Raw genomic sequence first — 22,338 nt, 5'->3', positions numbered from 1 at the left:
GATGCTGGCTTACATTCTGCGGCGACTGCTGCTGATCATCCCTACCCTGTTCGGCATCCTACTGATCAACTTCGTGATCATCCAGGCCGCTCCCGGCGGCCCGGTGGAACAGATGATCGCCAAGCTCGAGGGTTTCGAGGGCGCCACCAGCCGCATCGCCGGCGGCGGCGCCGAAGTCTCGGTGGCCGGTTCCAGCTACCGTGGCGCCCAGGGCCTGGACCCGGCCCTGGTCAAGGAAATCGAGAAGATGTACGGCTTCGACAAGTCGGCGCCGGAACGCCTGTGGATCATGATCAAGAACTACGCCACCCTGGATTTCGGCGACAGCTTCTTCCGCGACGCCAAGGTGGTCGACCTGATCCGCGAGAAACTCCCGGTGTCCATTTCCCTGGGGCTGTGGAGCACCCTGATCATGTACCTGGTGTCGATCCCCCTGGGGATCGCCAAGGCCACCCGCCACGGCAGCCACTTCGACGTCTGGACCAGCTCGGCGATCATCGTCGGCTACGCGATCCCGGCGTTCCTGTTTGCCATCCTGCTGATCGTGATGTTCGCCGGCGGCAGTTATTTCGACTGGTTCCCGCTGCGCGGCCTGACCTCGAACAACTTCGACCAGTTGAGCTGGGGCGGCAAGATCCTCGACTACTTCTGGCACCTGACCCTGCCGGTGACCGCCCTGGTGATCGGCAACTTCGCCACCATGACCCTGCTGACCAAGAACAGCTTCCTCGACGAGATCAACAAGCAGTACGTGATCACCGCCAGGGCCAAGGGCCTGACCAAGCGCCGCGTGCTGTACGGCCATGTGTTCCGCAACGCCATGCTGCTGGTGATCGCCGGTTTCCCCTCGGCCTTCATCGGCATCTTCTTTACCGGATCCTTGCTGGTGGAGGTGATCTTCTCCCTCGACGGCCTGGGCCTGATGAGCTTCGAGGCGGCGATCAACCGCGACTATCCGGTGGTGTTCGGCACCCTGTTCATCTTCACCCTGCTGGGGCTGGTGGTGAAACTGATCGGCGATTTGACCTACACCCTGGTCGACCCACGCATCGACTTCGAAAGCCGGGAGCATTGAGATGAACCTGTCCCCCCTCAATCGCCGGCGCTTCGAACTGTTCAAGGCCAACAAGCGCGGCTGGTGGTCGCTGTGGCTGTTCCTGATCCTGTTTGGCGCCAGCCTTGGCGCCGAGCTGATCGCCAACGACAAGCCGCTGGTGGTGCACTACGACGACAGCTGGTACTTCCCGGCGCTCAAGCGCTACCCGGAAACCACCTTCGGCGGCGAGTTCCCCCTGGAGGCCAACTACAAGAGCCCGTACATCCGCGAACTGCTGGCGGCCAAGGACGCCTGGGTGCTGTGGGCGCCGATCCCCTTCAGCTACCAGAGCATCAACTACGACCTGAAGGTCCCGGCTCCCGCGCCGCCCTCGGCGGAGAACCTGCTGGGCACCGACGACCAGGGCCGCGATGTGCTGGCGCGGGTGATCTACGGCTTCCGGGTGTCGGTGCTGTTCGCCCTGACCCTGACCATCCTCAGTTCGATCATCGGCGTCATCGCCGGGGCGCTGCAGGGTTTCTATGGCGGCTGGGTCGACCTGGCCGGGCAGCGCTTCCTGGAGATCTGGTCCGGGCTGCCGGTGCTGTACCTGCTGATCATCCTCGCCAGCTTCGTGCAGCCGAACTTCTGGTGGCTGCTGGGGATCATGCTGCTGTTCTCCTGGATGAGCCTGGTGGACGTGGTGCGCGCCGAGTTCCTGCGCGGGCGCAACCTGGAATACGTGCGCGCCGCCCGCGCCCTGGGCATGCAGAACGGCGCCATCATGTTCCGCCATATCCTGCCCAACGCCATGGTCTCGACCATGACCTTCATGCCGTTCATCCTCACCGGCGCCATCGGCACCCTGACCGCCCTCGACTTCCTCGGTTTCGGCCTGCCGCCCGGCGCGCCGTCCCTGGGCGAACTGGTGGCCCAGGGCAAATCCAACCTGCAGGCGCCGTGGCTGGGCATCAGTGCCTTCGCCGTGCTGGCGATCATGTTGAGCCTGCTGGTATTCATCGGCGAGTCCGCTCGCGATGCCTTCGACCCGAGGAAATGAGATGAATCAGGACAATCTGATCGAAGTCCGCGACCTCGCCGTCGAGTTTGTCGTCGGCGAACAAAAGCAACGGGTGGTCGAGGGCATCAGCTTCGACATCAAGCGCGGCGAAACCCTGGCCCTGGTGGGCGAAAGCGGCTCCGGCAAATCGGTGACCGCGCACTCGATCCTGCGCCTGCTGCCCTACCCGCTGGCCCGCCACCCGTCCGGGACCATCCAGTACGCCGGCCAGGATTTGCTGACCCAGAAAGAGAAGACCATCCGCCATATCCGCGGTAACCGCATCGCGATGATCTTCCAGGAGCCCATGACCTCGCTCAACCCGCTGCACAGCATCGAGAAGCAGATCAACGAGGTGCTGGGCCTGCACAAGGGCCTGACCGGCAAGATCGCCACCCAGCGCACCCTGGAGCTATTGGAACTGGTGGGCATCCCCGAGCCGCACAAGCGCCTCAAGGCCCTGCCCCACGAGCTGTCCGGCGGCCAGCGGCAACGGGTGATGATCGCCATGGCCCTGGCCAACGAGCCGGAGCTGCTGATCGCCGACGAGCCGACCACCGCCCTCGACGTCACTGTGCAACTGAAGATCCTCGAACTGCTCAAGGAACTGCAGGCACGCCTGGGGATGGCCTTGCTGCTGATCAGCCACGACCTCAATCTGGTCCGGCGCATCGCCCACCGCGTCTGTGTGATGCAGCGCGGCTGCATCGTCGAGCAGGCGCCTTGCGAAGAGCTGTTCCGCGCGCCGCAGCATCCCTACACCCGCGAACTGCTGGCGGCCGAACCCAGCGGCAAGCCGGCGACCAATGTGATCGGCCCTCCGCTGTTGCAGGTCGAGGACCTGAAGGTCTGGTTCCCGATCAAGAAAGGCCTGCTGCGCCACACCGTCGACCATGTGAAGGCGGTGGACGGCATCAACTTCAGCCTGCCCCAGGGCCAGACCCTGGGCATTGTCGGCGAAAGCGGCTCGGGCAAGTCCACCCTGGGCCTGGCGATCCTGCGGCTGATCGGCAGCAAGGGCGCCATCCGCTTCGAAGGCAAGCAGCTGGACTGCCTGTCGCAGCAGCAGGTGCGGCCGCTGCGCCGGGAGATGCAGGTGGTGTTCCAGGACCCCTTCGGCAGCCTCAGCCCGCGCATGTGCGTGAGCCAGATCGTCGGCGAAGGCCTGCGCATCCACAAGATCGGCACCGCCGCCGAGCAGGAACAGGCGATCATCGAAGCGCTCAAGGAAGTGGGGCTGGACCCGGAAACCCGGCACCGCTACCCCCACGAGTTCTCCGGCGGCCAGCGCCAGCGCATCGCCATCGCCCGCGCCCTGGTGCTCAAGCCGGCGCTGATCCTGCTGGACGAGCCGACCTCGGCCCTCGACCGAACCGTGCAGCGCCAGGTGGTGGAGCTGCTGCGCAAGCTGCAGGCCAAGTACAACCTGACCTACCTGTTCATCAGCCACGACCTGGCGGTGGTCAAGGCCCTGAGCCACCAGTTGATGGTGGTCAAGCATGGCCAGGTGGTGGAACAGGGCGACGCGCAGAATATCTTTGCCGCGCCGCAGCACCCCTACACCCGGCAGTTGCTGGAGGCCGCCTTCCTGGCGCCGGCCAGCGAGGCATGAGTGTGAGTTTTGCCTGCTGTCACCGGGCGACGGCCAGCAGGCCGAGCGCGGATGCAGCAGTGGCCGGCAGGCGCCTCACGGCAGCAACCACCTGGGCCAGGTATCGACTGCCTAGGCGACGCAGATGCCCGGTACCGCGACCTTCTGGAACAGATGCGGGGAAGCGACCGCCGAGGACGGATAGTGCGAAAGCTTGGCCCTGAACTCCGGATGCACGAAGGCCGCCCGGAAATGCGCGTTGGACTCCCAGACCGCGTAATTGAGATAGGTCGGGCTTTCGCCGATGGCGCGATGCAGCTGTGTGGAAATGAAACCCGGCTGTTGCTTCATGAAGCTGGCATCGTCTTGCCAGGCCTGCAGGAAGGTCGGCTCGTCGGCCTGGTCCAGGGTGAAGACGTTGATCAGGATGACCGGCGAGGCTTCCAGCGTGATCTGGCGGTCGATCGGAAAGGCGGGGTCCATGGGGCGAATGAGAGGCATGGCAAGCTCCAGGTGTGAGGGCTGAATTCGTAACCACATTGCGATATTGACATCATGATGTCAATATCCCTGAAGAATCACTTTGTCTGGATAACGACGTTATGCACGAACCTGAACCCACCCCGGCCGGGGCTGCCCTGACCGACTTCATTCTGAGTATGTTCCGGGCCAGCAACCTGACGCTGGCCTGGGGCGACCGGATAGTCGCGCCCCTCGGGCTGACCAGCGCCCGCTGGCAGATTCTGGGCGCGATCGTGGCGGCGGAGCGCCCGCAGCCGGTCGCCTGGCTCGCGCGGGACCTGGAGGCCAACCGGCAGAATGTCCAGCGCATCGTCAACGATCTGGAGAAGGAAGGGCTGGTGACATTCCAGCCCAACCCGCATCACCGGCGCGCACAGCTCGTGACGCTGACAGACAAGGGTACGGCAGCCTTCAACGAGGCCATCCGCCTGTACACCCCGCTGGTCAACGACCTGTCGGCCGGACTTGAGGTTGAAGACATTCAAACGGCCCTGCGCGTGATCACCGAGCTGCGCAACAGGCTTCAAGGGCAGACAGACACCGAGCAATGACCAGCCGTATTGCGATATCGGTCCGGCATCACGCCTTCAACGGCCCGAGGCCAGGCCTGCTCATGGACTTGTCGGCATCCGCCAGCAAGGTTTCCACATCGACCGGCCTGGCCGGATCGAACTCGATCTGGCCGATGCTGAAGCAGATGTCGTAGATACACTGCTGGGTGGCCGTGCGCTCGTCGAGGATGGCCTGCAGACGGGTGATGATCGCCAGTTTTTCCACCCGTTCCGAGCCGGTCAGCAGCACTGCGAAACGCTGGTACTCCAGATGCCCGACCACGTCGCTTTCGCGAAAGGCGATGCGCAGCCCGTCGGCGAAGGTCTTCAGCGCCGCCTCGCCTTCGTCCGGCCCGTAAGCACGGGCGATACGGTAGATATCGTCGAGATCGAACAGCAGCAAGGTCGCCGGGCAGTTCAGGTCCTTGCAGGCCTGCAACGCATCGCCGGCCAGCACCGCAAAGCCGTGGGGGTTGGGCAGCAGGGTCAGTTTATCGAGGTTGGCTACCTGCACCGCGGCCAGCTCCTGCTCGGCCCTGCGGTTCTGATCGCGCAACAGTTGCCGGGACGGGTCGTCCGCCTCCGGGGATGGCACCTGATCCGGTGCCTGGACAGGCTTGTCTGGGGAAAACATCGCACACTCCATTGGCGGGAATCACCTATAGAGCTTAGTTGCCGAGGCCTACACCTGCCCCGCAACCAGCCCTCCCTGGGGGCCCCTGGCGTCAACTTCCGACCGCCGGACAGGGTCCGCCCGCCTCGGCCCAGAGTTTGAACTGGCTGACGAACACCTCGTGGGGCACCGGTACCGACGCGCGGTTGCCGCCGGGGTTCCAGCCCCAGAGCACCAGCTTGTCTTCGCTGACATGCTTGATCAGCGCGGCAAAGTCACGGTCGCCGTTGCTGGCCTTGTCCTTGATCATCTGGCACAGACGGTCGGCCGGCAGGCCGATCCAGGCCATCTTGTGCGCCGCCGGCGGCAGGCTCCAGTGCGGCGCCCCCGGTGGCATGTGCGGGCCGTAGCTGGCCGGCGGGTTGCTTGCGCCATGGCAGGTGGCGCACGGCAGCCCCGCCGCGCCCTTGCCGTCCAGGCCACGGACCACGGCCATGGCATGGGGCGTGCCGGCGTCGAACTGCAACGGCGCATCCCCGGGAATGTGGCAGTTCTGGCAGCGTGGGCTCTGGAACACCTTCTGCACCGTCGCGAACGCCGCCAGCGCCGGCTCATCGGCGGCGAACAGGTCCGAGGCATAACCGCCCAGGCCGACCAGGATCAGCGCGCCGAGGAACAGGTGGCGTTTCATCTCACACCCCCGCCAGTTGCAGCGGCAACTCGCGCAGGCGCTGGCCGGTCAGGGCGAACACCGCGTTGGCCACCGCCGGCGCCGTGGGCGGCACGCCCGCCTCGCCGATACCGCCGGGTTTGTCGGTGCTGGCGACTATATGCACCTCGACCTGGGGCATCTCGTTCAGGCGCAACACCTGGAAGTCGTGATAGTTGGACTGCACCACCCGGCCATCCTTGAAGGAAATGCGGCTGTGCAGGGCCATGCCCAGGCCAAAGGTGATGCCCGACTCCATCTGCGCGGCGATGCTCTGCGGGTTCACCGCGATGCCGCAATCCACCGCGCAGACCACCCGGTGCACGCGAATCCGCTCGGCCTCCTGAGACACCTCGACCACCTGCGCCACATAGCTGCCGAAGGACTCGTGCACCGCGACACCCAAGGCATGCCCGTTGGCCACGGGTTTGCCCCAACTCGCCTTCTCCACCGCCAGGTTGAGCACGCCCAGGTGCCGCGGGTGATCCTTGAGCAAGATGCGGCGGTACTCCACCGGGTCCTTGCCCACCGCGTCGGCCATCTCGTCGATCAACGACTCGACGACGAACGCAGTATGGGTATGGCCCACGGAGCGCATCCACAGCACGGTGATGCCGGTCATCGGCGAATGCAGGTCGACCCTGTGGTTCGGCGTGCCCTTCAGGTAAGGCCCATCCGCCAGGCCCTCGACCGAGGTGTTATCGATACCGTTCTTGACGAAGCTGGCCTCGAACGAGGTGCCGGCCATGATCGACTGCCCCACCAGCACATGCTGCCAGGCCAGCGGCAGGCCCTGGGCGTCCAGGCCGACCTGCGCCTGATGCAGGAACGCCGAACGGAAATAGCCGCCGCGCACATCGTCTTCCCGCGACCAGACGGTTTTCACCGGGGCTGCGGCGGCCTTGGCCACCTCCACCGCTTCGCTGACGAAGTCCGAGGTGGGGTTGGCCCGGCGGCCGAAACCGCCGCCCAAAAATTGCGTGTGGATCTGCACCTGTTCCGGCTTGAGCCCGGTGATCTTCGACGCGACCATCTGGTCCAGGGTCTGGAACTGGGTGCCGGTCCAGATCTCGCATTTGTCGGCGCCGATGCGCACCGTGCAGTTGAGCGGCTCCATCGGCGCATGAGCCAGGTAAGGCACGCTGTATTCGGCCTTGATCACCTGGGTCGCCTTGGCCATGCTCCCGGTCGCATCGCCAGCCTCGGCCGCCTTGGTCCCGGGGGTCAGCGCCAGTTTGCGAAAGCTCTGCATCAGGCCTTCGCTGCTCATGTTGGCGTTCGGCCCCAGGTCCCATTCGGCCTTGAGCGCGTCGCGCCCCTGCTTGGCCGCCCAGTAATGCTCGGCGACCACCGCCACGCCCGTGGGCACCTGGAGCACCTTGAGCACCCCAGGCACCGCCAGCGCCGCCTGGGGATCGAAGGACTTGAGCGTGCCGCCGAACACCGGCGAACGCAGGACCACGGCGGTCAGCAGGCCGTCGAAATACATGTCCATGCCGAACTGCGCGCGGCCGGTGATTTTCTCCGGGGTGTCCAGGCGCTTGGTCGGCTTGCCGATCAACCGCCAGTCCTTGGCCTCCTTCAAGCGCAGCGAAGCCGGGTCCGGCACCGGCAACTGCCCGGCGTCGTTGGCCAGGTCGCCGTAGCTCAGGCGCTGTTTCCCGGCCACCACCCAGCCCTGCTCGGTGTGCAGGGTCGAGGGCGCCACCTGCAGGCGCTTGGCCGCCGCCTCGATCAGCATCTGGCGGGCCGCGGCGCCGGCCTGGCGATAGCGGTCGAACTCCATCCAGGTCGAGGTCGAGCCACCGGTGATCTGCATCCCGCCGAATGCCGGCAAGCCATACACCGCGGCGGCCGGCGCGTGCTCGACGCGGATCTTCGACCAGTCGGCATCCAGCTCCTCGGCGATCAGCATCGACAGCCCGGTCCAGATGCCCTGGCCCATTTCCGAATGGCCGAGCACCACGGTGACCACCCCGTCCGGGGCGATGCGCAAGAACGCATTGGGCACGAATTCTTCGCTCGCCGCCCGGGCAAAACGATTGGCCCCCGGGATGACGAACGCCACCACCAGCCCGCCGCCGAGCAGCGCGCCCCCTTTGAGAAATCCACGACGCGACGCAGTGATCATGCCTTGTCCCTCTTAATGCCGACTCAGCCGATTTCGGCGGCGCGTTTGACCGCCGCGCGGATCCTTGGGTAGGTGCCGCAGCGGCAGATATTGCCGGACAGCGCCTGGTCGATATCGTTGTCGGTGGGCGACGGAATCTTCGCCAGCAAGGCCGCGGCCGACATAATCTGCCCTGACTGGCAGTAACCGCACTGCACCACATCCAGCTCGGCCCAGGCGCGCTGCACCGGGTGCGAGCCGTCCGTCGACAGGCCTTCGATGGTGAGGATCTTCTGCCCGTTGGCCACCGCCGCGGCCGGGGTCACGCAGGAACGCAGCGGCGCGCCGTCGACATGCACGGTGCAGGCGCCGCATTGCGCCATGCCGCAGCCGAACTTGGTGCCGGTCAGGTGCGCCACATCACGCAGCACCCAGAGCAGCGGCATGTCCGCGGGCACCTCGAGCGGCTGGTCTTTGCCATTGATATTGAATGTCAACATGCAGAACTCCTCAGGCCGAGGGGGGACAGGATTCACGGGATCCTGGAGCGGCGTCGCCGTGGCCGAAGGCCTACGCGCGCCGCGAGGTTTTCCATACAGCTAAGCGCAGTTTGCCGAACAGGCCGGATTCTGCGACCGCCGGTCACGCCCAGGCCGCCCCGAACAAGGCGGCCGAGCGATGCGCAGCATCAGAAATCGGTGGAGGCCGACAGCGCCCGCCAGGTCGCGGTTTCCTGCTCAACGTAGGCGTTCTTCGCCGCGATGGCGCCCAGAGTGTCGGTGCCCAGGGGCAGGCGCAGCGGCGGTTGCCCGGCTTCGACCAGGGCGATCATCGCCTGCGCCAGTTTGTCCGGGTCGCCCGGCTGCTGCTGGTTATAGGCCTTGGCCTGCTGGCGTACCTGGCCAACGGTGGTGGTGTAGTCGGCGATCGAGGCCGGCGACTCCAGCAACGAATTGCCGTCGAGGAAGTCGGTGCGGAAGTAGCCCGGCTCGACCACCGTGACCTTCACCCCCAAGGGCGCCAGCTCGCTGTGCAGGGCTTCGCTCAGGCCTTCGACGGCGAACTTGGTCGAGCAATAGACGCCGTAGCCCGGCCCCGACTGATAACCGCCGATCGACGAGATATTGATCACATGGCCACTGCGGGCGGCACGCATGTGCGGCAGCACCCCGCGGGTGACGTTGAGCAGGCCGAACACGTTGGTTTCATAGACCCGGCGGATCTCGTCGCCGCTGGCCTCCTCCACCGCACCGAGCAGGCCAAAGCCGGCGTTGTTGACCAGCACATCGATACGGCCGAAATACTCGACGGCCATCTGCGCCACGTCACGGGCCTGGGCCTCGTCGGTGACATCCAGTTGCGCCGCCAGCAGGCCCGGCTGCGCGCCGAAACGCTCGATGAGCGACTGGGCATTGCGCGCAGTGGCCACCACCGCATCGCCATGGGCCAGGGCCGCGGCGGTGATTTTTGCGCCGATGCCCCGGGAAGCCCCGGTGATCAGCCAGACACGTTTGAAAGTCGTTTGCGAAGTCATGATCGGTACCTTGTGAGAAGTGGGTGAACACAAGGTACGCAAGCGCATTGGCTGGAAAAATGGCCTCGTGCTACAAGCACTATGAATTTCTATTTCATAATGGCCTTGCAATGAACCAAGACCCTTTCGACGGCCTGACCGAGTTTCTCGCCGTCGCCGAACACAAGAGTTTCACCCTCGCCGCCACCCAACTGGGAGTAACCCCGACCGCCGTGAGTCATGCGGTAAAGACCCTGGAGCGGCGTACCGGGGTGCTGTTGTTCCAGCGCACCACTCGCCGCGTGGCCCTGACGGAAGCCGGCAGCAGCCTGTTCATCCGCCTGCGCCCGGCCGCCAGTGAAATCGGCGACGCCCTGGCGGTGCTGGGCAGCTATCGCGACCGGCCCATGGGCACCTTGCGCCTCACCGCGCCACGCCTGTCCGGCAAGCGGCTGATCGAACCCTTGGTCTCGCGCTTTCGCGCGGCCTATCCCGACGTCAGGCTGGAGATTTCCCTGGACGATGCCACAGTCGACCTGGTCAGCGAGGGCTTCGACGCCGGTATCCGCCTGGGCGAGTCGATCGAAAAGGACATGGTCGCCGTGCGCCTGACCCCGGACCTGCAATGGTCGGTGGTGGGCTCCCCGGACTATTTCGCCCGGGCCGGCAGGCCGCAGACCCCGGAAGAACTGACCCGGCACCAGGGCATCGGCTTTCGCTTCCTCACCTCGGGCACGACCCATCGCTGGGAGTTCCGGCGCAACGGCCGGGATTTCACCGTCGGTGTCGAGGGCGCGCTGGTGGTCAACGATCGGCACTTGCTGGTCGCCATGGCCCGGGGCGGACAGGGGCTGGCCTACGCCTGCGACTTCGAGGTGGCCGACGACCTGGCCAGCGGGCGCCTGGAGTCTGTGCTGCAGCCTTTCATACCGCTGAGTTCGGGCCTGTACCTGTACTTTCCCAGCCGCACCCAGAGCCAGCCGAAACTGCGCGCCTTTATCGACATGGCCAACGCCTGGGTAGCCGAGCAAGGGCGGCGATTCTGAGGCGGATGCGCCGGCTCGATACCACTCCTCGCCCGGCTGCGCTTTGTCGATCTACGGCAGCCCCGGCCGCCCTCGGGCTGGCTACGCTTGCTCAAGCGTGGACCAGCCGCCGAGGAGAACCGTCATGTCGCACATTCACCGCATCACGCCCTGCCTGTGGTTCGACCATCAGGCCGAAGCCGCCGCCCAGTTCTATTGTTCGGTCTTCGAGCACTCGCGCATCACCGCCCTCACCCACTACGGCAAGGCCGGCTTCGAGTTCCACGGCCGCCCCGAAGGCTCGGTGATGACCGTGTCCTTCGAACTCGATGGGCAGACCTTCACCGGCCTCAACGGCGGTCCGGTATTCCAGTTCAACGAAGCGGTTTCCCTGCAGGTCAACTGCCAGAACCAGGGGGAAATCGATCATTTCTGGAGCGCCCTGTCCTACGGCGGCGATCCCCAGGCCCAGCAGTGTGGCTGGCTCAAGGACAAGTTCGGGCTGTCCTGGCAGATCGTGCCCTGCGCTTTGAACCACTGGATGACCGCCCCCGACACGGCCAAGTCGCAGCGGGTGATGCAGGCCCTGCTGCAGATGAAAAAACTCGATATCGCCGCGCTGGAGCGAGCCTTCGCCGGCTAGACCTAATACACTCGCAGACCGACGCTTGCCGATGGGATGCCTTTGATGAAGCCGAGCTTGAGCCCCAGCCTCGATACCGCCCCGCAGTTCTGGCGCGATGCGGCGCTGCCCTTTATCGAGGCCCGCTCGATCGCCGATGGGCGCAAGGTCTGTTACGCCCGGCATGCCCACGAGCATTTCTCCATCGGCGCCATCACCGCCGGGCACAGCACTTACCTGCACGAGCAGGCGCAATTTCGCATCGGCGCCGGCACCGTGGTGCTGATGAACCCCGGCGAAGTGCACGCCTGCAACCCCATCGACGACCAGCCCTGGTCGTATCTCATGCTCTATGTCGACACCCCCTGGCTGACCGATCTGCAGCACCAGCTGGGGTTCAGCCAGGACCTGGGCTTTCGCGCCTTTTCCACGCCCCACAGCGACGACCCCGAACTCTATGCCGGGCTCAATCGCCTGTATGAGGTGCTGGTGGACGAACAGGCCGAGGTCCTGCAAAAACACAGCGCCGCGGTGGCGTTTTTCAGCGACCTGCAACAGCGCCTGAACCCGGCAAGCCGGCCGCCGCGCGAGAGCAACCAGAAGCTGCAACGGGCGGCCGACTACATTCGCCAACACTGCACCCGTTCGCTGAAGCTGGAGGAAATCTGCCAGGCCGCCGAGCTGTCGCCGTCCTACCTGATCCGCGCCTTCAAGCAGCATTACGGCATGACGCCCCACGCCTTCGTGGTCAACCAGCGGGTGCAGTTCGCCCAGACCCGACTGCGTGACGGCGAGCCGATCGCCGAGGTGGCCCTGGAAGCCGGTTTCGCCGATCAGGCGCATTTCCAGCGCGCCTTCAAGCAGCACCTGGCGGCGACACCGGGGCAATATCGCGGATAAGGTATCGGCCGTTTGTAGGAGCGAGCGGGCGGCGATCCGACTTGCCCGCGATGGTCGCCAACGATGACGTGGAGCACCTGATACTCCGCGCGATCCTCAGGTTCATCGCGAGCAAGCTTCGCTCCTACAAAAGCACAGGCTTATTCGGTCTGTAGGAGCGAGCGGGCGGCGATCCGACTTGCCCGCGATAGCCATGACACTAAATGCCCGGCACGCCGCTCAGATGCTCAAGGCAACAACAGATACACCGCGCTCGCCACCAGCAGCGCCGCCATGCTGCGGTTGAACAGACGCATGCCCTTCGGGTTGCTCAGGTACTGGCGCAAAAAAGTCCCGGCGTAGGCCCAGCAGGCAATCGACAGGTAGCAGATCACGAAGTACACCAGCGCGAACTGCCACACCAGCAGCGCCTCGCCATTGGCCGCGAACGCCCCCATGCCGGCGACGCAGGCCAGCCAGGCCTTGGGGTTGAGCCATTGCATGATCGCGCCGTACAGGGCCGACGGCGCCTTGGCCTGGCCGTCGCTGCTCAGCCGGCCGTCGTCCAGCGCCAGCTTCCAGGCCATGAACAGCAGGAAGGCCACCCCGAATAGCTGGATGCCGCGGGTCAGGAACGGCCACAACCGCAACAGCTCGTGCAGGCCCAGGCCAATCAGCACCAGCAGCAGGACAAAACCCAGGGTCGCGCCACCGACATGTCGCAGGCTGGCGCGAAAGCCGAACTGCGCGCCGGAACTCAGGGCCACGATATTGACCGGGCCGGGGGTAATCGAAGAGGCTAGCGCAAAGGCCGCCATGGAAAACACTAGGCTCATCACACACCTTCAAAGGATCAATCGGAAAGTCCGGTGCCCAAGGTAAGTGCGCAGACCGCTCAGTGTATTGAAGAAAAATACCCCCTCGCTCACGGACGATTCCTATGCCCGATGCTCTCTCCTCCGCGACCACCCTCACCGCCCGCCTGCTGCTGCGCGCACCAACGGCCGCCGACCTGGACGTCACCCACCTGATCCACGGCGACCCACAAACCCAGCGCTACAACCCGGCCGGCCCGGACAGCCGCGAGAGCTGCCAGCACCGGCTGCAGGGCTGGATACAACACTGGCAGGACCAGGGTTTCGGCTATTGGGTGGTCTGCGACCGCGCCCAGCCCGAGCGGGTGCTGGGGTTCGGCGGCGTCATGCACAGCCGCTTCGGCGAGCGCACCGGGCTGAACCTGTACTTTCGCTTCGCCGTCGATGCCTGGGGCCAGGGTTATGCCAGCGAAATGGCCGACGCCGCGCTGCACCTGGCGTTCCGCGTGCTGGGCAAGGAACAGGTGATCGGCCTGGTGCGCCCCGACAACCAGCCATCGCGCCGCGCCCTGGAACGCCTGGGCCTGACCCTGGACGGCGAACTGGACGACTTCCCCGGCCTGGCCCCCAGCCTGCTGTACAGCCTCAGCGCCGAACGCTACTTCGCGGCCAAGGCCACATCGCCCACCGACACGGTGCGGAGCCTGTAACCATGAGCCAGATCGAACTGCACCCGGCCCAGCGCGACGAGCTGGAATGCATCGAAAACCTGATGCAGTTCTACCTGTACGAACTCAGCGAGTGGCTGCCGATCAAGCTCGGCTGCCATGGCCTGTTCCAGATCCAGCCGATGACCGAATACTGGCGCCAGCCCGGCACCCGCCCCTGGCTGCTGCGGGTCGACGGCGAGCTGGCCGGCTTTGCCATAGTCAACGACCAGGTGCACTTCGCCGAGGTGCAGTACAACCTCGCCTACTTCTTTGTGGTCCGGCGCTTTCGCGGTCGCGGCATCGGCCGGCAGGTGGTGATGCAACTGCTGGAGCTGCTGCCCGGGCACTGGCAGATCTTCCATATCGATGACAACCGGCCGGCGCGGGATTTCTGGGCCCGGGTCATACCCACGCTCACCGGCGACGCCTACAGCTGCCACCCGATAACGGCAGACGGCTACCCCTGCACCCTGTATAAATTCCACACCCCGACAGCGCCCGGGCAATGATCGAGGCGCGATCGTCGACAGCCTCGCCCGCCGCACAAGGACCGCCCCGGCATGGATTCAACGAGCCTTCTGGACACCGAGCACTGGCGCATCAGCTATCGCCGCGATGCCCGCCACCCGGGCAGCCTGATCGTCGCCTCCCGCGCCCAGGCCAGCGACCTTGTCGACCTTGCACCTCCGGCGCTGGCCGCCCTGGGCCAGGTCCTGGCCCTCAGCGAACGCCTGCTGCGCCTGGAGTACCAGCCGCACAAGGTAGTGTTCTACAAGCTGGGGTTCTCCAGCGGTTTCAGCGTGCACTTCCACGTGGTGGCAGTGACCCGGGAACTGCTGCAAGAGATAGTCGAACACCCGGATTATCCCGACGAACCCGACGGCAACGACGCCATCCTGTTCATCAGCCGCGAATACGCCGAACGGGCGCTGACACCCACGGAACAGCTCGAGCAGACACAGCAGGTCGAACGCCTGCGCCAGCGGCTGGCGAGCCTGGACTCGCTGGATCATGCGCAGCAAAACACTTTTATCCAGCACAAGACCGATGTTTAATGCCGCCACCAAATTGCTATCAGGGGGCATTTTTCTGTCTGCTTCGATGGCAACACTCATGCCTGGGCGACAATAGCGGTTCTATCGCCCGCACTCATTTCAAGGACATCGACAATGGGCTGGTTTGACCACGTTCTGGGAAGCGAACCTGCAAAGGATCTGGAAAAGGAAATCCACCTTGGCCCCCTCGACCTTAGCCTGAGCAGTACGGTCAGCTTCGACTCGATTCTCAAGCTGCTGCTCGACGGTAAAAGCAAGGCCACGATTCCGGACGGCGAGTTGGAAATCTATGCCGAGACCTTTATCGATCTAGGGGACACCCACTGGCTATCACGCTACTTCCTCGAACCCGGCAGCCATTGGTTGCAGATTCATACCCAGGGCCACAACGAAGACCTGCAGGTCAAATCCATCATCCTGTTCGATAGTATTGTCCTTACGGATATCGATAGTAGCGAACGGTTGGGCTGTACGGTCGCCCCATGGTCATTAATCGGTCGTCCCACCTATATCCATGAAGGCATCGAGTACAGCCGGGAATGGGGGGTCGATGCAGGGCAAACAGCCTTGCTACCTTTGATTGAACATTTAGTCCATAAAGACGACGAGGACGACGCAAGCCCTGAGAGCATCATGCACCGCTCGGTGCTTTACTCCCGCGAGACAGGTTTGACCAATCGCCGGGAATTCCTGCTGTTCGGGGTGGATGACGATGTTGACTTCACCTTTGCCCAAGGTATCTCGCTGTACTTGAGCGATCTGCACGTCAGTTACCCCGGATAGGGGAGAACTACGTGAACTCAACGAGAAACGGGGCACGACGCCCCGATCCTCTCAAGCCACTTCCAGAACCTGCGATACCTGCGATCCGTTGTTGAATCCAGCTCCAAAAAATATCACGCGTGAGTCATTGAGTCGTAACAAAATCCCCTGTAATGTTCTCACGCGTGATACGTGAACAGCGGAGTCACCCCATGAAAAAGACCCTCCCGGCCAGTCAGCCTGCTGACCTACCGGCTTCCTCTGAGAGTCGACAAGGAGAGCGCTCGAAAGCTTCCAGCAGTAAGGCCTCCAGCAACAAGGCCCCTAGCAGCAAGGCTTCCGCCAAGAAGCCGTCGAGCTTCTATATGAAGCAGATGCGCGCGGGCCTGAGTGCCGCTGGTTATGTGAAACACGAAACCTGGGTACTTCCGGAAAACCGGAGCGTGCTCAAGCACATTGAGAAGAAGCTGCGCCAACCCCTGATCGGCGGCGCACCGGTATTGGAGAATGACATGATCGCAGGTGAGAACTGGACCATCGACCGCCTCTTCAGCGCCTTGCAGGCCCTGGACGAAGTGACCTCGAACGAAATCGGCCTGAGCCTGATTCAAGGCGCCGAGCCAAGCATCAAGCTGGAAATGCACGACTTCGGCGGCCTGCCGATCTACATCGCGGTGGTCGGCGAGCAGATCATCGTCGACACCGTGCTGGTGGACCTGGAGTCGATCAACGACGTCGCCCGCTTCAATGACGCGGTGCTGCGCAGCCGGGAGATGTTCCCCCTGTCCTCGATCGGCATCGAGTCCATGCCCAACGGCCAGACCGTCTACAACATGTTCGGCGCCCTGAGCGCCAGCTCGAACCTGACCAACGTGGTGACCGAGGTCAAGACCCTGGTGGACAACGTTCAACGCGCCACCGAAGCCTTCGAAAGCTTCTTCAACTGATTGCCGAGAATCCGGAGTACGCCTACATGACTCAGTCCATCTGGAACAAACTGTTCACCGCCCTGCGCGGCGGCGCCAACGAAGTCGGCGAAGCCATCGCCGACCAGCAGGCCCTGCGCATCCTCGACCAGGAAATCCGCGACGCCGACAACGCCCTGTCCAACGCCAAGCGCGAACTGGTCACCATCATGGCCAAGCACAAGCTGTCCTCGGAGCGAGTGAGCGAATTCACCGCCAAGATCGCCGACCTGGAATCCAAGGCCCTCGCCTCGCTGCAGGCCAACCGCGAAGACCTGGCCCTGGAAGTCGCCGAAGCCATCTCGACCCTGACCACCGGCCTGGAAGCGGAGCAGAAGCAAGCCAGCGAATTCGGCGCCTACGCCGAGAATATGCGCAAGGACATCGGCAAGGCCGAAGCGCGCATCCGCAGCCTGCGCCAGCAAGTGGACATGGCCAAGGCCCGGGAAAGCGTGCAGAAGGCCCAGGTCAGCGCCTCGATCGCCAGCGGCGGTGCCAACGGCAAGCTGGAAACCGCGGTCAACACCCTGAACCGCCTGCAGGCCCGCCAGGATCAGCGCGCGGCGGAAATGGAAGCCCAGGAGCAACTGGCCGATGCGAGCAACGGCAACGACCTGGAACGCCGCCTGCGCGAAGCCAACATCGTGCCGGACCAGGGCAGCGCCAACGCCATCCTCGAGCGACTGAAGAAACAGAAGTCGGCCGAGTAAGGCTCCTGGAGCAGTAAAAAAGGCACGCGGTGCAATGCCACGGAAACTGTAGGAGCGAGCTTGCTCGCGATGGACTGGAGAGTGCCGCGCTCATCCAGTCAGTACGCGGTATCGTTAACGATCATCGCGAGCAAGCTGCGCTCCTACAATGGATCACCTGCGCTTAAGCACCCTGCGCCCTTTTTCTGGCCTATGGGAGGGCCTCGATGGCAGTTGCAAACGGTTTCAAGACCCTGGCGGGCCTGGCCCTGGTGATGATCGCCGTACAGGTGCTCAACAGCCTGAGCGGCTACAGCCTGAATATCTTCGGCCTGATCCCGCGTACCCTGCAGGGTTTGCCGGGGATACTCACCTCGCCCTTTCTCCACGGTTCCTTTACCCACCTGACCGCCAACCTGGTGCCCTTCCTGATCCTCGGCGCCATGGTGATCGCCGAAGGCCAGCGACGCTTCGTGGCGGTCAGCCTGATCATCGTCCTGCTCGGCGGCGCGCTGGTCTGGCTGTTCGGCTTCCGCGGCATCCATGTCGGCGCCAGCGCCTGGGTCTTCGGTTTGTGGGCCTACATCCTCACCCGTGCCTGGTTGCTGCGCAGCTGGAGCAGCCTGCTGGCCGCCGCGGTGACGATGTTCCTGTATTCCGGCCTGGTCCTGGGGTTCCTGCCACGGGCCGGGGTTTCCTTCGAAGGGCATATCTTTGGCGCCTTCGCCGGGTTCATCGCAGCAAAAATGCTTTTATCCGGCGCCAAGCCGATGTCTAATGCCGCGCGGCAATGAGCCGTGCCTTGCCCGGGCACGGCGCGCTGCATCACGGATAGATCAGCTCAACAGGAAATCAGGGATTCGATGTCGATTTTCATCTTGCTTCGGGTATACGCGGCCACCTTCTTCCAGCGCTTCGGCTGGATGGGCCTGGCCATCGCGCTCGGCGTGCATGCCGCGACCTCCTATCTCGGCCTGGTGGCCCTGGGCGAGCAGCACCTCACCGCGCCCGCGACCTTCATCTATTTCTATTTCACTACCACCCTGACCGTGGGTTATGGCGACCTGTCGCCGCAATCCGCCGCTGGCCGGGTCTTCGTGGCGGTGTGGGTGATGCTCGGCGGCATCGCGCTGCTGACCGCGGCCATCGGCAAGACCACCAGCAGCGTTATGGACCTATGGAGAAAAGGCATGAAAGGCAAAGGCGACTTCACCGGCCAGACCGGGCATACCGTACTGGTCGGCTGGGAAGGCGCGTCCAGTGAGCGGGTGATCGAATTGCTGCTGCAGGACGAAACCTCCAACGACAACCTGATCGTCATCTGCGACGCGACCCTCGACGAGAATCCGATGCAGGGCAAGGCCGCCTTCGTCAGGGGCGAAAGCCTGTCGTCCGCGGCCCTGCTGTTGCGCGCCGGAGTGCCCGGCGCCGAACGGGTGCTGGTGCGCACCAGCTCCGACGACCTGACCCTGGCCAGCGTACTCGCGATCAACCAGCTGCGCCCCGCCGGCCATGTGGTCGCCCACTTCAACGACAGTGAAATCGCCACCCTGGCCGCCTCCTACGCACCGAAGCTGGAATGCACCTCGAGCATGGCCATCGAGATGCTGGTGCGCTCCTCCCAGGACCCCGGCTCCTCGGTGGTGATCAACGAACTGCTGTGCGTCGGCCAGGGCGCCACCCAATACGTCATGCGCCTGCCCGAGACTTACGAGGGCCGTTTCGCCGAGCTCTACGTACACCTCAAGGAACGCTACAACGCCACCCTGATCGGCTACCGCGCCCGCGGCGCGCAACACCCGCAGATCAACCCGCACAGCGATACGCGGATCCAGGGCGGCGAACTCTTCTACATCGCTTCCACCCGCCTCAAGGACATCGACAATGGGATGGTTTAAACGCTTTCTGGGGCTCCAGGCCCCGGCCACCACAAGCTCGAGTTTCGCCACCGGCCCACTGGGCCTGAGCATGGGCGCGGGCATCCGCTTCGATGCCAGCCTCAAGCTGCTGCTCGCCGACAACAGCCGCGTGGCGATTCCCGGCGACCAGGCGGTCTACAGCGAAGGCCTGGTGGACCTGGGCCAGTCCGAATGGCTGTCGCGCTACTACCTGGACGACGAGGACTACTGGCTGCAGGTGCACACCAGCGGCGGCATCGACGGCCAGGTCAAATCGATCATCCTGTTCAACTACCTGAGCAACCAGGCGGTCAACAACGAAGCCGAGCTGCGCCGCCTGGCCGGCCCGAACAGCCTGATCGGCCAGCCCACCTACAGCCTCGACGGCGTCGAGTACCAGCGCGAATGGGGCACCGAAGCCGGGCAGACCGAGCTGGTGCCGCTGCGCGAGCAGGTGTCCAAGCCGGACGAGACCTTCGCCTTCGAAAGCCATTCGATGCTCTATGCCCGTGACACCGGCCTGACCAATCGCCGCGAGTTCCTGCTGTTTTCCGTGGAGCAATACGCCGACGGTACCGTCAGCCTGGTGACCTCCCTCGGTATTTCCCTGTACATGACCGACCTGCAAACCCTCTGACAAGGACCAGAACCCATGCTTGAAGCCCTTTCCATTTCCCTGAACAAATTCGCCGTGGTCGGTTTCCTGACCTACATCCTCGGCGCGGCCGTGCTGTTCGCCCTGTTCCAGTTCGTCTACACCCGCCTGACGCCGCACAAGGAGTTCCAGCTGATCCGCGAGGGCAACGTCTCCGCCGCCATCGCCCTGGGCGGCGCCATCATCGGTTTCGCCATCCCGGCCAGCAACGTCATCGCCTACTCCATCAGCCTGCTGGACTTCGCCGTCTGGGCGCTGATCGCCGCCGTGGTGCAACTGCTGGCGTTCCTGATGACCAGCCTGGTGCTCAAGGGCACTTCGCAGCGCATCCGTAACGGCGAAATCGCCGCCGGCATCTACGTCGCCGCCGTGGCCATCAGCGTCGGCCTGCTCAACGCCGCCTGCATGACCCCTTCGCAGAACTGATCGACCGCACGGAGCCCTCGATGAAACGAAGCCAATACGTTCAGCTCTCCCTGGCCGCCTCGGTGGCCCTGGCGATCTCGGGCTGCAACTCGGAGCCGGAGACCCTCGCGGTCCAGCAGAAATTCAACTTCCAGTCGGTGCAGGAATGCGTGGACGGCAAGATCGCCGTGGACGTCTGCTCCGATGCCTATATCAAGGCCATGGCGGAGCACCGCGCCCAGGCGCCGGTCTACGACAACCAGGCCGATTGCGATGCCGACTTCGTCGAAAACTGGTGCCAGATGGATTCCAGCGGCAAGTTCGTGCCAAAGCTGGGCGGCTTTGAAATCAACGCCCAGGGCGCCTTCACCCGCGAGCAGCTGGCGGCAGCCGGAGTCAGCCCCGAGGCCGGCCGCAGCTCGTCGTTCAGCAGCAATGACAGCGGCCTGCTCACCGGCCTGCTGATCGGCAACCTGCTCAGCGGCGGCAACCGCAACTATTACTCCGAGCCGGTCTACCGCTACCGCGACGACCGCGGCAGCTACACCAACTCGACGCTCAACCAGCGCATCGCCAGCGGCTCGACCTTCTCCAAGTCACGCCAGGCGCAGTCGGGCAGCGGCTTCCGGACCACCACCCGGCCGATGTCCGTGTCCTCCTCCACCTCTCGTGGTGGCTTCGGCAGCCAGGCCAGCGCCCGCAGCGGCTGGGGCGGCTCCAGCTCCTCAAGCTGGAGCTCGGGACGCTCGAGCAGCTAAGGAAGCGCGCCATGAAGAAGATCCTCTGCAACGAACGCCCGGACTGGCGACAGACCGCGGAAAAACTCGGCTTCCTGTTCCACACCATCGACGGCGAAGCCTACTGGGACGAAAGCGCTTACTACCAGTTCAGCCTCAAGCAGATCGAGGACGACCTGGAAGACCCGACCACCGAGATCCATGAGATGTGCATGGACCTGGTGGACCGGGTGGTGCGCAGCGAGGCCCTGCTGGATCGCCTGAGCATTCCGCCGGCCTTCTACGACATGATCCGCACTTCATGGCTCGAGGGTCACCCGCACCTCTACGGCCGCCTGGATTTTTCCTATAACGGCCAGGGCCCGGCCAAGCTGCTGGAGCTGAACTACGACACGCCCACCAGCCTCTATGAAACCGCGGCGTTCCAATGGGGCTGGCTGGAGCAGAACATCGAGCGCGGCCTGCTGCCGCGGCATGCCGACCAGTTCAACAGCATCGACACCCGGCTGCACCAGGCCTTCGCCCAGTTGGGGATCGAGCGTCCGTTCTATTTCGCCTCGATGAAGGACTCGGTGGAAGACCGCGCCACCACCGACTACCTGCGCCTGATCGCGGAAAAGGCCGGCATCGAGTCGCGGCATATCGACGTGGAAGACATCGGCCTCACCGCCGAAGGCCGCTTCGTCGACCTGCAGGACCGCTGGATCCCGCACCTGTTCAAGCTGCATGCCTGGGAGTTCATCTTCCACGAGCCCTTCGGCGCGGCGATCGCCGCCAGCGACACGCAGTTTTTCGAACCGGCGTGGAAATCCATCCTCTCCAACAAGGGCATCCTGCCGCTGCTCTGGGAGGCCCACCCGGGCCACCCGAACCTGCTGGAAACCCACCTGGACCTGCACCCGCAGCGCGATGTGCCCAAGGGCTGGGTGCGCAAGCCGTTCTTTTCCCGCGAAGGCGCCAACATCGAGTTGCGCACCCCGCAGGACGAGGTGGTCAAGGAAGACGGCCCCTACACCGACGCGCCCTACATCCTGCAGTCCTTCGCTCCGCTGCCGCGCTTTGGCGACAGCTACACCCTGATCGGCTCCTGGGTCATCGGCGACCAGGCCGCCGGCATCGGCGTGCGCGAAGACGACAGCCTGATCACCAAGGACTCCAGCCGCTTCCTGCCGCACCTGATCCTCGACTGAACAGTCGCCGGGGCGCGCAATGCGCCTCGGCCTGTTTCTCCAGGCGTACAAACTGTCGCAGCACAATAACTATCGTGCACATTGTTTCAATGATTGTTATTCAAGGCCGTCCTATATAACTTGCCCCTTCATTTATCCGAGCTCCGATACAGACCTTACTTAAAGCTGAACGAATATATGATTCGTGGCAATTTAATCTTGACTTGACAGGTCGGCCTGAGTAAAT

26 protein-coding genes are annotated in these 22,338 nt (G+C 64.2%); 19 read left to right on the top strand and 7 right to left on the bottom strand.

Translation table 11 applies throughout. From position 1 onward, the window contains the following. The first annotated feature begins 1 nt into the window (after position 1). From J4D52_RS19750 to J4D52_RS19740, 3 genes are read left to right on the top strand one after another with little or no spacing between them, the layout of a single operon-like run. A complete protein-coding gene (locus tag J4D52_RS19750; protein WP_009048701.1) occupies positions 2-1,075 on the top strand; it encodes a microcin C ABC transporter permease YejB in 1,074 nt (357 codons plus the stop codon). 1 nt (position 1,076) lies between these two features. After that, positions 1,077-2,096, top strand: a complete 1,020-nt coding sequence (locus J4D52_RS19745; protein ID WP_102677464.1) for an ABC transporter permease — start codon at positions 1,077-1,079, stop codon at positions 2,094-2,096. 1 nt (position 2,097) lies between these two features. Next, complete coding sequence (locus J4D52_RS19740; RefSeq protein ID WP_102677465.1) at positions 2,098-3,708, top strand: ABC transporter ATP-binding protein; 1,611 nt, start codon at positions 2,098-2,100, stop codon at positions 3,706-3,708. Between the two features lie 111 nt (positions 3,709-3,819). Here the strand turns inward: J4D52_RS19740 and J4D52_RS19735 are convergent, their stop codons facing one another. Then, positions 3,820-4,188 (bottom strand): antibiotic biosynthesis monooxygenase, encoded by a 369-nt coding sequence (locus J4D52_RS19735; protein ID WP_053278861.1) that lies wholly within the window; start codon positions 4,186-4,188, stop codon positions 3,820-3,822. A 101-nt stretch (positions 4,189-4,289) separates the two neighbouring features. Here J4D52_RS19735 and J4D52_RS19730 point away from each other — a divergent pair, with 101 nt between their 5' ends. Further along, positions 4,290-4,760 carry a MarR family winged helix-turn-helix transcriptional regulator gene (locus J4D52_RS19730; protein WP_102677466.1) on the top strand — a complete coding sequence of 157 codons (471 nt, stop codon included), beginning with the start codon at positions 4,290-4,292 and terminating at the stop codon, positions 4,758-4,760. A gap of 28 nt (positions 4,761-4,788) precedes the next feature. Here the strand turns inward: J4D52_RS19730 and J4D52_RS19725 are convergent, their stop codons facing one another. From J4D52_RS19725 to J4D52_RS19705, 5 genes are all read right to left on the bottom strand, one after another. Next, positions 4,789-5,394 (bottom strand): GGDEF domain-containing protein, encoded by a 606-nt coding sequence (locus tag J4D52_RS19725; protein WP_025809211.1) that lies wholly within the window; start codon positions 5,392-5,394, stop codon positions 4,789-4,791. A gap of 91 nt (positions 5,395-5,485) precedes the next feature. Continuing rightward, positions 5,486-6,064, bottom strand: coding sequence for a hypothetical protein (locus tag J4D52_RS19720; protein ID WP_102677467.1), 579 nt, complete (start codon positions 6,062-6,064; stop codon positions 5,486-5,488). Between the two features lies 1 nt (position 6,065). Then, complete coding sequence (locus J4D52_RS19715) at positions 6,066-8,213, bottom strand: xanthine dehydrogenase family protein molybdopterin-binding subunit (protein WP_102677468.1); 2,148 nt, start codon at positions 8,211-8,213, stop codon at positions 6,066-6,068. A 23-nt stretch (positions 8,214-8,236) separates the two neighbouring features. Continuing rightward, a complete protein-coding gene (locus tag J4D52_RS19710) occupies positions 8,237-8,692 on the bottom strand; it encodes a (2Fe-2S)-binding protein (RefSeq protein ID WP_102677469.1) in 456 nt (151 codons plus the stop codon). A 188-nt stretch (positions 8,693-8,880) separates the two neighbouring features. Continuing rightward, complete coding sequence (locus tag J4D52_RS19705) at positions 8,881-9,726, bottom strand: oxidoreductase (protein ID WP_102677470.1); 846 nt, start codon at positions 9,724-9,726, stop codon at positions 8,881-8,883. 110 nt (positions 9,727-9,836) lie between these two features. Between J4D52_RS19705 and J4D52_RS19700 the strand changes: the two genes are divergently transcribed. The 3 genes from J4D52_RS19700 to J4D52_RS19690 all read left to right on the top strand — a co-directional run bounded on the left by J4D52_RS19700 (position 9,837) and on the right by J4D52_RS19690 (position 12,252). Beyond that, positions 9,837-10,751 carry a LysR family transcriptional regulator gene (locus tag J4D52_RS19700; RefSeq protein WP_102677471.1) on the top strand — a complete coding sequence of 305 codons (915 nt, stop codon included), beginning with the start codon at positions 9,837-9,839 and terminating at the stop codon, positions 10,749-10,751. Between the two features lie 124 nt (positions 10,752-10,875). Beyond that, positions 10,876-11,373 (top strand): VOC family protein, encoded by a 498-nt coding sequence (locus tag J4D52_RS19695; protein ID WP_102677472.1) that lies wholly within the window; start codon positions 10,876-10,878, stop codon positions 11,371-11,373. A gap of 45 nt (positions 11,374-11,418) precedes the next feature. Continuing rightward, a complete protein-coding gene (locus tag J4D52_RS19690) occupies positions 11,419-12,252 on the top strand; it encodes an AraC family transcriptional regulator (RefSeq protein WP_102677473.1) in 834 nt (277 codons plus the stop codon). 227 nt (positions 12,253-12,479) lie between these two features. Here the strand turns inward: J4D52_RS19690 and J4D52_RS19685 are convergent, their stop codons facing one another. Continuing rightward, positions 12,480-13,067, bottom strand: coding sequence for a LysE family translocator (locus J4D52_RS19685; RefSeq protein WP_025809218.1), 588 nt, complete (start codon positions 13,065-13,067; stop codon positions 12,480-12,482). A 104-nt stretch (positions 13,068-13,171) separates the two neighbouring features. Here J4D52_RS19685 and J4D52_RS19680 point away from each other — a divergent pair, with 104 nt between their 5' ends. The 12 genes from J4D52_RS19680 (at position 13,172) to J4D52_RS19625 (ending at position 22,112) form a co-directional block, all read left to right on the top strand. Then, complete coding sequence (locus J4D52_RS19680; RefSeq protein WP_102677474.1) at positions 13,172-13,756, top strand: GNAT family N-acetyltransferase; 585 nt, start codon at positions 13,172-13,174, stop codon at positions 13,754-13,756. A gap of 2 nt (positions 13,757-13,758) precedes the next feature. Continuing rightward, a complete protein-coding gene (locus J4D52_RS19675; RefSeq protein WP_063430282.1) occupies positions 13,759-14,265 on the top strand; it encodes a GNAT family N-acetyltransferase in 507 nt (168 codons plus the stop codon). Positions 14,266-14,316: 51 nt separating this feature from the next. Further along, positions 14,317-14,811: a hypothetical protein gene (locus J4D52_RS19670; RefSeq protein WP_102677475.1), complete on the top strand. Its 495-nt coding sequence runs from the start codon at positions 14,317-14,319 to the stop codon at positions 14,809-14,811. Between the two features lie 114 nt (positions 14,812-14,925). Then, positions 14,926-15,594 carry a DUF2491 family protein gene (locus tag J4D52_RS19665; RefSeq protein WP_025809222.1) on the top strand — a complete coding sequence of 223 codons (669 nt, stop codon included), beginning with the start codon at positions 14,926-14,928 and terminating at the stop codon, positions 15,592-15,594. Between the two features lie 344 nt (positions 15,595-15,938). Continuing rightward, positions 15,939-16,520, top strand: a complete 582-nt coding sequence (locus tag J4D52_RS19660; protein WP_016704634.1) for a YjfI family protein — start codon at positions 15,939-15,941, stop codon at positions 16,518-16,520. Positions 16,521-16,546: 26 nt separating this feature from the next. After that, the gene (locus tag J4D52_RS19655; RefSeq protein WP_096374014.1) at positions 16,547-17,248 is read left to right on the top strand and encodes a PspA/IM30 family protein; all 702 of its coding nucleotides are present in this window, start codon (positions 16,547-16,549) and stop codon (positions 17,246-17,248) included. Between the two features lie 206 nt (positions 17,249-17,454). Beyond that, positions 17,455-18,021, top strand: coding sequence for a rhomboid family intramembrane serine protease (locus J4D52_RS19650; RefSeq protein ID WP_097303215.1), 567 nt, complete (start codon positions 17,455-17,457; stop codon positions 18,019-18,021). A gap of 69 nt (positions 18,022-18,090) precedes the next feature. Next, positions 18,091-19,125, top strand: a complete 1,035-nt coding sequence (locus J4D52_RS19645) for a potassium channel family protein (protein WP_053278848.1) — start codon at positions 18,091-18,093, stop codon at positions 19,123-19,125. Next, the gene (locus J4D52_RS19640; protein WP_102677476.1) at positions 19,112-19,762 is read left to right on the top strand and encodes a DUF2491 family protein; all 651 of its coding nucleotides are present in this window, start codon (positions 19,112-19,114) and stop codon (positions 19,760-19,762) included. The genes J4D52_RS19645 and J4D52_RS19640 overlap by 14 nt, the downstream gene beginning before the upstream one ends. Before the next feature lie 15 nt (positions 19,763-19,777). Continuing rightward, on the top strand, positions 19,778-20,206 hold the full coding sequence (locus J4D52_RS19635) for a DUF350 domain-containing protein (RefSeq protein ID WP_009043573.1): 429 nt from the start codon (positions 19,778-19,780) through the stop codon (positions 20,204-20,206). A gap of 20 nt (positions 20,207-20,226) precedes the next feature. Further along, positions 20,227-20,943, top strand: coding sequence for a DUF1190 domain-containing protein (locus tag J4D52_RS19630; protein ID WP_063430272.1), 717 nt, complete (start codon positions 20,227-20,229; stop codon positions 20,941-20,943). 11 nt (positions 20,944-20,954) lie between these two features. Further along, the gene (locus tag J4D52_RS19625) at positions 20,955-22,112 is read left to right on the top strand and encodes a glutathionylspermidine synthase family protein (RefSeq protein ID WP_063430270.1); all 1,158 of its coding nucleotides are present in this window, start codon (positions 20,955-20,957) and stop codon (positions 22,110-22,112) included. Positions 22,113-22,338 lie beyond the last annotated feature (226 nt).

Source organism: Pseudomonas sp. GW460-12-10-14-TSB1 (assembly GCF_017349775.1).
In the GTDB taxonomy this organism is placed as follows: Bacteria; Pseudomonadota; Gammaproteobacteria; order Pseudomonadales; family Pseudomonadaceae; genus Aquipseudomonas; species Aquipseudomonas piscium.
This window is presented reverse-complemented; position numbering and strand designations above follow the sequence as displayed.

Coding starts and splice junctions, on each gene's coding strand:
- J4D52_RS19750 (WP_009048701.1), top strand. CDS start 2: ATGCTGGCTTACATTCTGCGGCGACTGCTGCTGATCATCCCTACCCTG.
- J4D52_RS19745 (WP_102677464.1), top strand. CDS start 1,077: ATGAACCTGTCCCCCCTCAATCGCCGGCGCTTCGAACTGTTCAAGGCC.
- J4D52_RS19740 (WP_102677465.1), top strand. CDS start 2,098: ATGAATCAGGACAATCTGATCGAAGTCCGCGACCTCGCCGTCGAGTTT.
- J4D52_RS19735 (WP_053278861.1), bottom strand. CDS start 4,188: ATGCCTCTCATTCGCCCCATGGACCCCGCCTTTCCGATCGACCGCCAG.
- J4D52_RS19730 (WP_102677466.1), top strand. CDS start 4,290: ATGCACGAACCTGAACCCACCCCGGCCGGGGCTGCCCTGACCGACTTC.
- J4D52_RS19725 (WP_025809211.1), bottom strand. CDS start 5,394: ATGTTTTCCCCAGACAAGCCTGTCCAGGCACCGGATCAGGTGCCATCC.
- J4D52_RS19720 (WP_102677467.1), bottom strand. CDS start 6,064: ATGAAACGCCACCTGTTCCTCGGCGCGCTGATCCTGGTCGGCCTGGGC.
- J4D52_RS19715 (WP_102677468.1), bottom strand. CDS start 8,213: ATGATCACTGCGTCGCGTCGTGGATTTCTCAAAGGGGGCGCGCTGCTC.
- J4D52_RS19710 (WP_102677469.1), bottom strand. CDS start 8,692: ATGTTGACATTCAATATCAATGGCAAAGACCAGCCGCTCGAGGTGCCC.
- J4D52_RS19705 (WP_102677470.1), bottom strand. CDS start 9,726: ATGACTTCGCAAACGACTTTCAAACGTGTCTGGCTGATCACCGGGGCT.
- J4D52_RS19700 (WP_102677471.1), top strand. CDS start 9,837: ATGAACCAAGACCCTTTCGACGGCCTGACCGAGTTTCTCGCCGTCGCC.
- J4D52_RS19695 (WP_102677472.1), top strand. CDS start 10,876: ATGTCGCACATTCACCGCATCACGCCCTGCCTGTGGTTCGACCATCAG.
- J4D52_RS19690 (WP_102677473.1), top strand. CDS start 11,419: ATGAAGCCGAGCTTGAGCCCCAGCCTCGATACCGCCCCGCAGTTCTGG.
- J4D52_RS19685 (WP_025809218.1), bottom strand. CDS start 13,067: ATGAGCCTAGTGTTTTCCATGGCGGCCTTTGCGCTAGCCTCTTCGATT.
- J4D52_RS19680 (WP_102677474.1), top strand. CDS start 13,172: ATGCCCGATGCTCTCTCCTCCGCGACCACCCTCACCGCCCGCCTGCTG.
- J4D52_RS19675 (WP_063430282.1), top strand. CDS start 13,759: ATGAGCCAGATCGAACTGCACCCGGCCCAGCGCGACGAGCTGGAATGC.
- J4D52_RS19670 (WP_102677475.1), top strand. CDS start 14,317: ATGGATTCAACGAGCCTTCTGGACACCGAGCACTGGCGCATCAGCTAT.
- J4D52_RS19665 (WP_025809222.1), top strand. CDS start 14,926: ATGGGCTGGTTTGACCACGTTCTGGGAAGCGAACCTGCAAAGGATCTG.
- J4D52_RS19660 (WP_016704634.1), top strand. CDS start 15,939: ATGAAGCAGATGCGCGCGGGCCTGAGTGCCGCTGGTTATGTGAAACAC.
- J4D52_RS19655 (WP_096374014.1), top strand. CDS start 16,547: ATGACTCAGTCCATCTGGAACAAACTGTTCACCGCCCTGCGCGGCGGC.
- J4D52_RS19650 (WP_097303215.1), top strand. CDS start 17,455: ATGGCAGTTGCAAACGGTTTCAAGACCCTGGCGGGCCTGGCCCTGGTG.
- J4D52_RS19645 (WP_053278848.1), top strand. CDS start 18,091: ATGTCGATTTTCATCTTGCTTCGGGTATACGCGGCCACCTTCTTCCAG.
- J4D52_RS19640 (WP_102677476.1), top strand. CDS start 19,112: ATGGGATGGTTTAAACGCTTTCTGGGGCTCCAGGCCCCGGCCACCACA.
- J4D52_RS19635 (WP_009043573.1), top strand. CDS start 19,778: ATGCTTGAAGCCCTTTCCATTTCCCTGAACAAATTCGCCGTGGTCGGT.
- J4D52_RS19630 (WP_063430272.1), top strand. CDS start 20,227: ATGAAACGAAGCCAATACGTTCAGCTCTCCCTGGCCGCCTCGGTGGCC.
- J4D52_RS19625 (WP_063430270.1), top strand. CDS start 20,955: ATGAAGAAGATCCTCTGCAACGAACGCCCGGACTGGCGACAGACCGCG.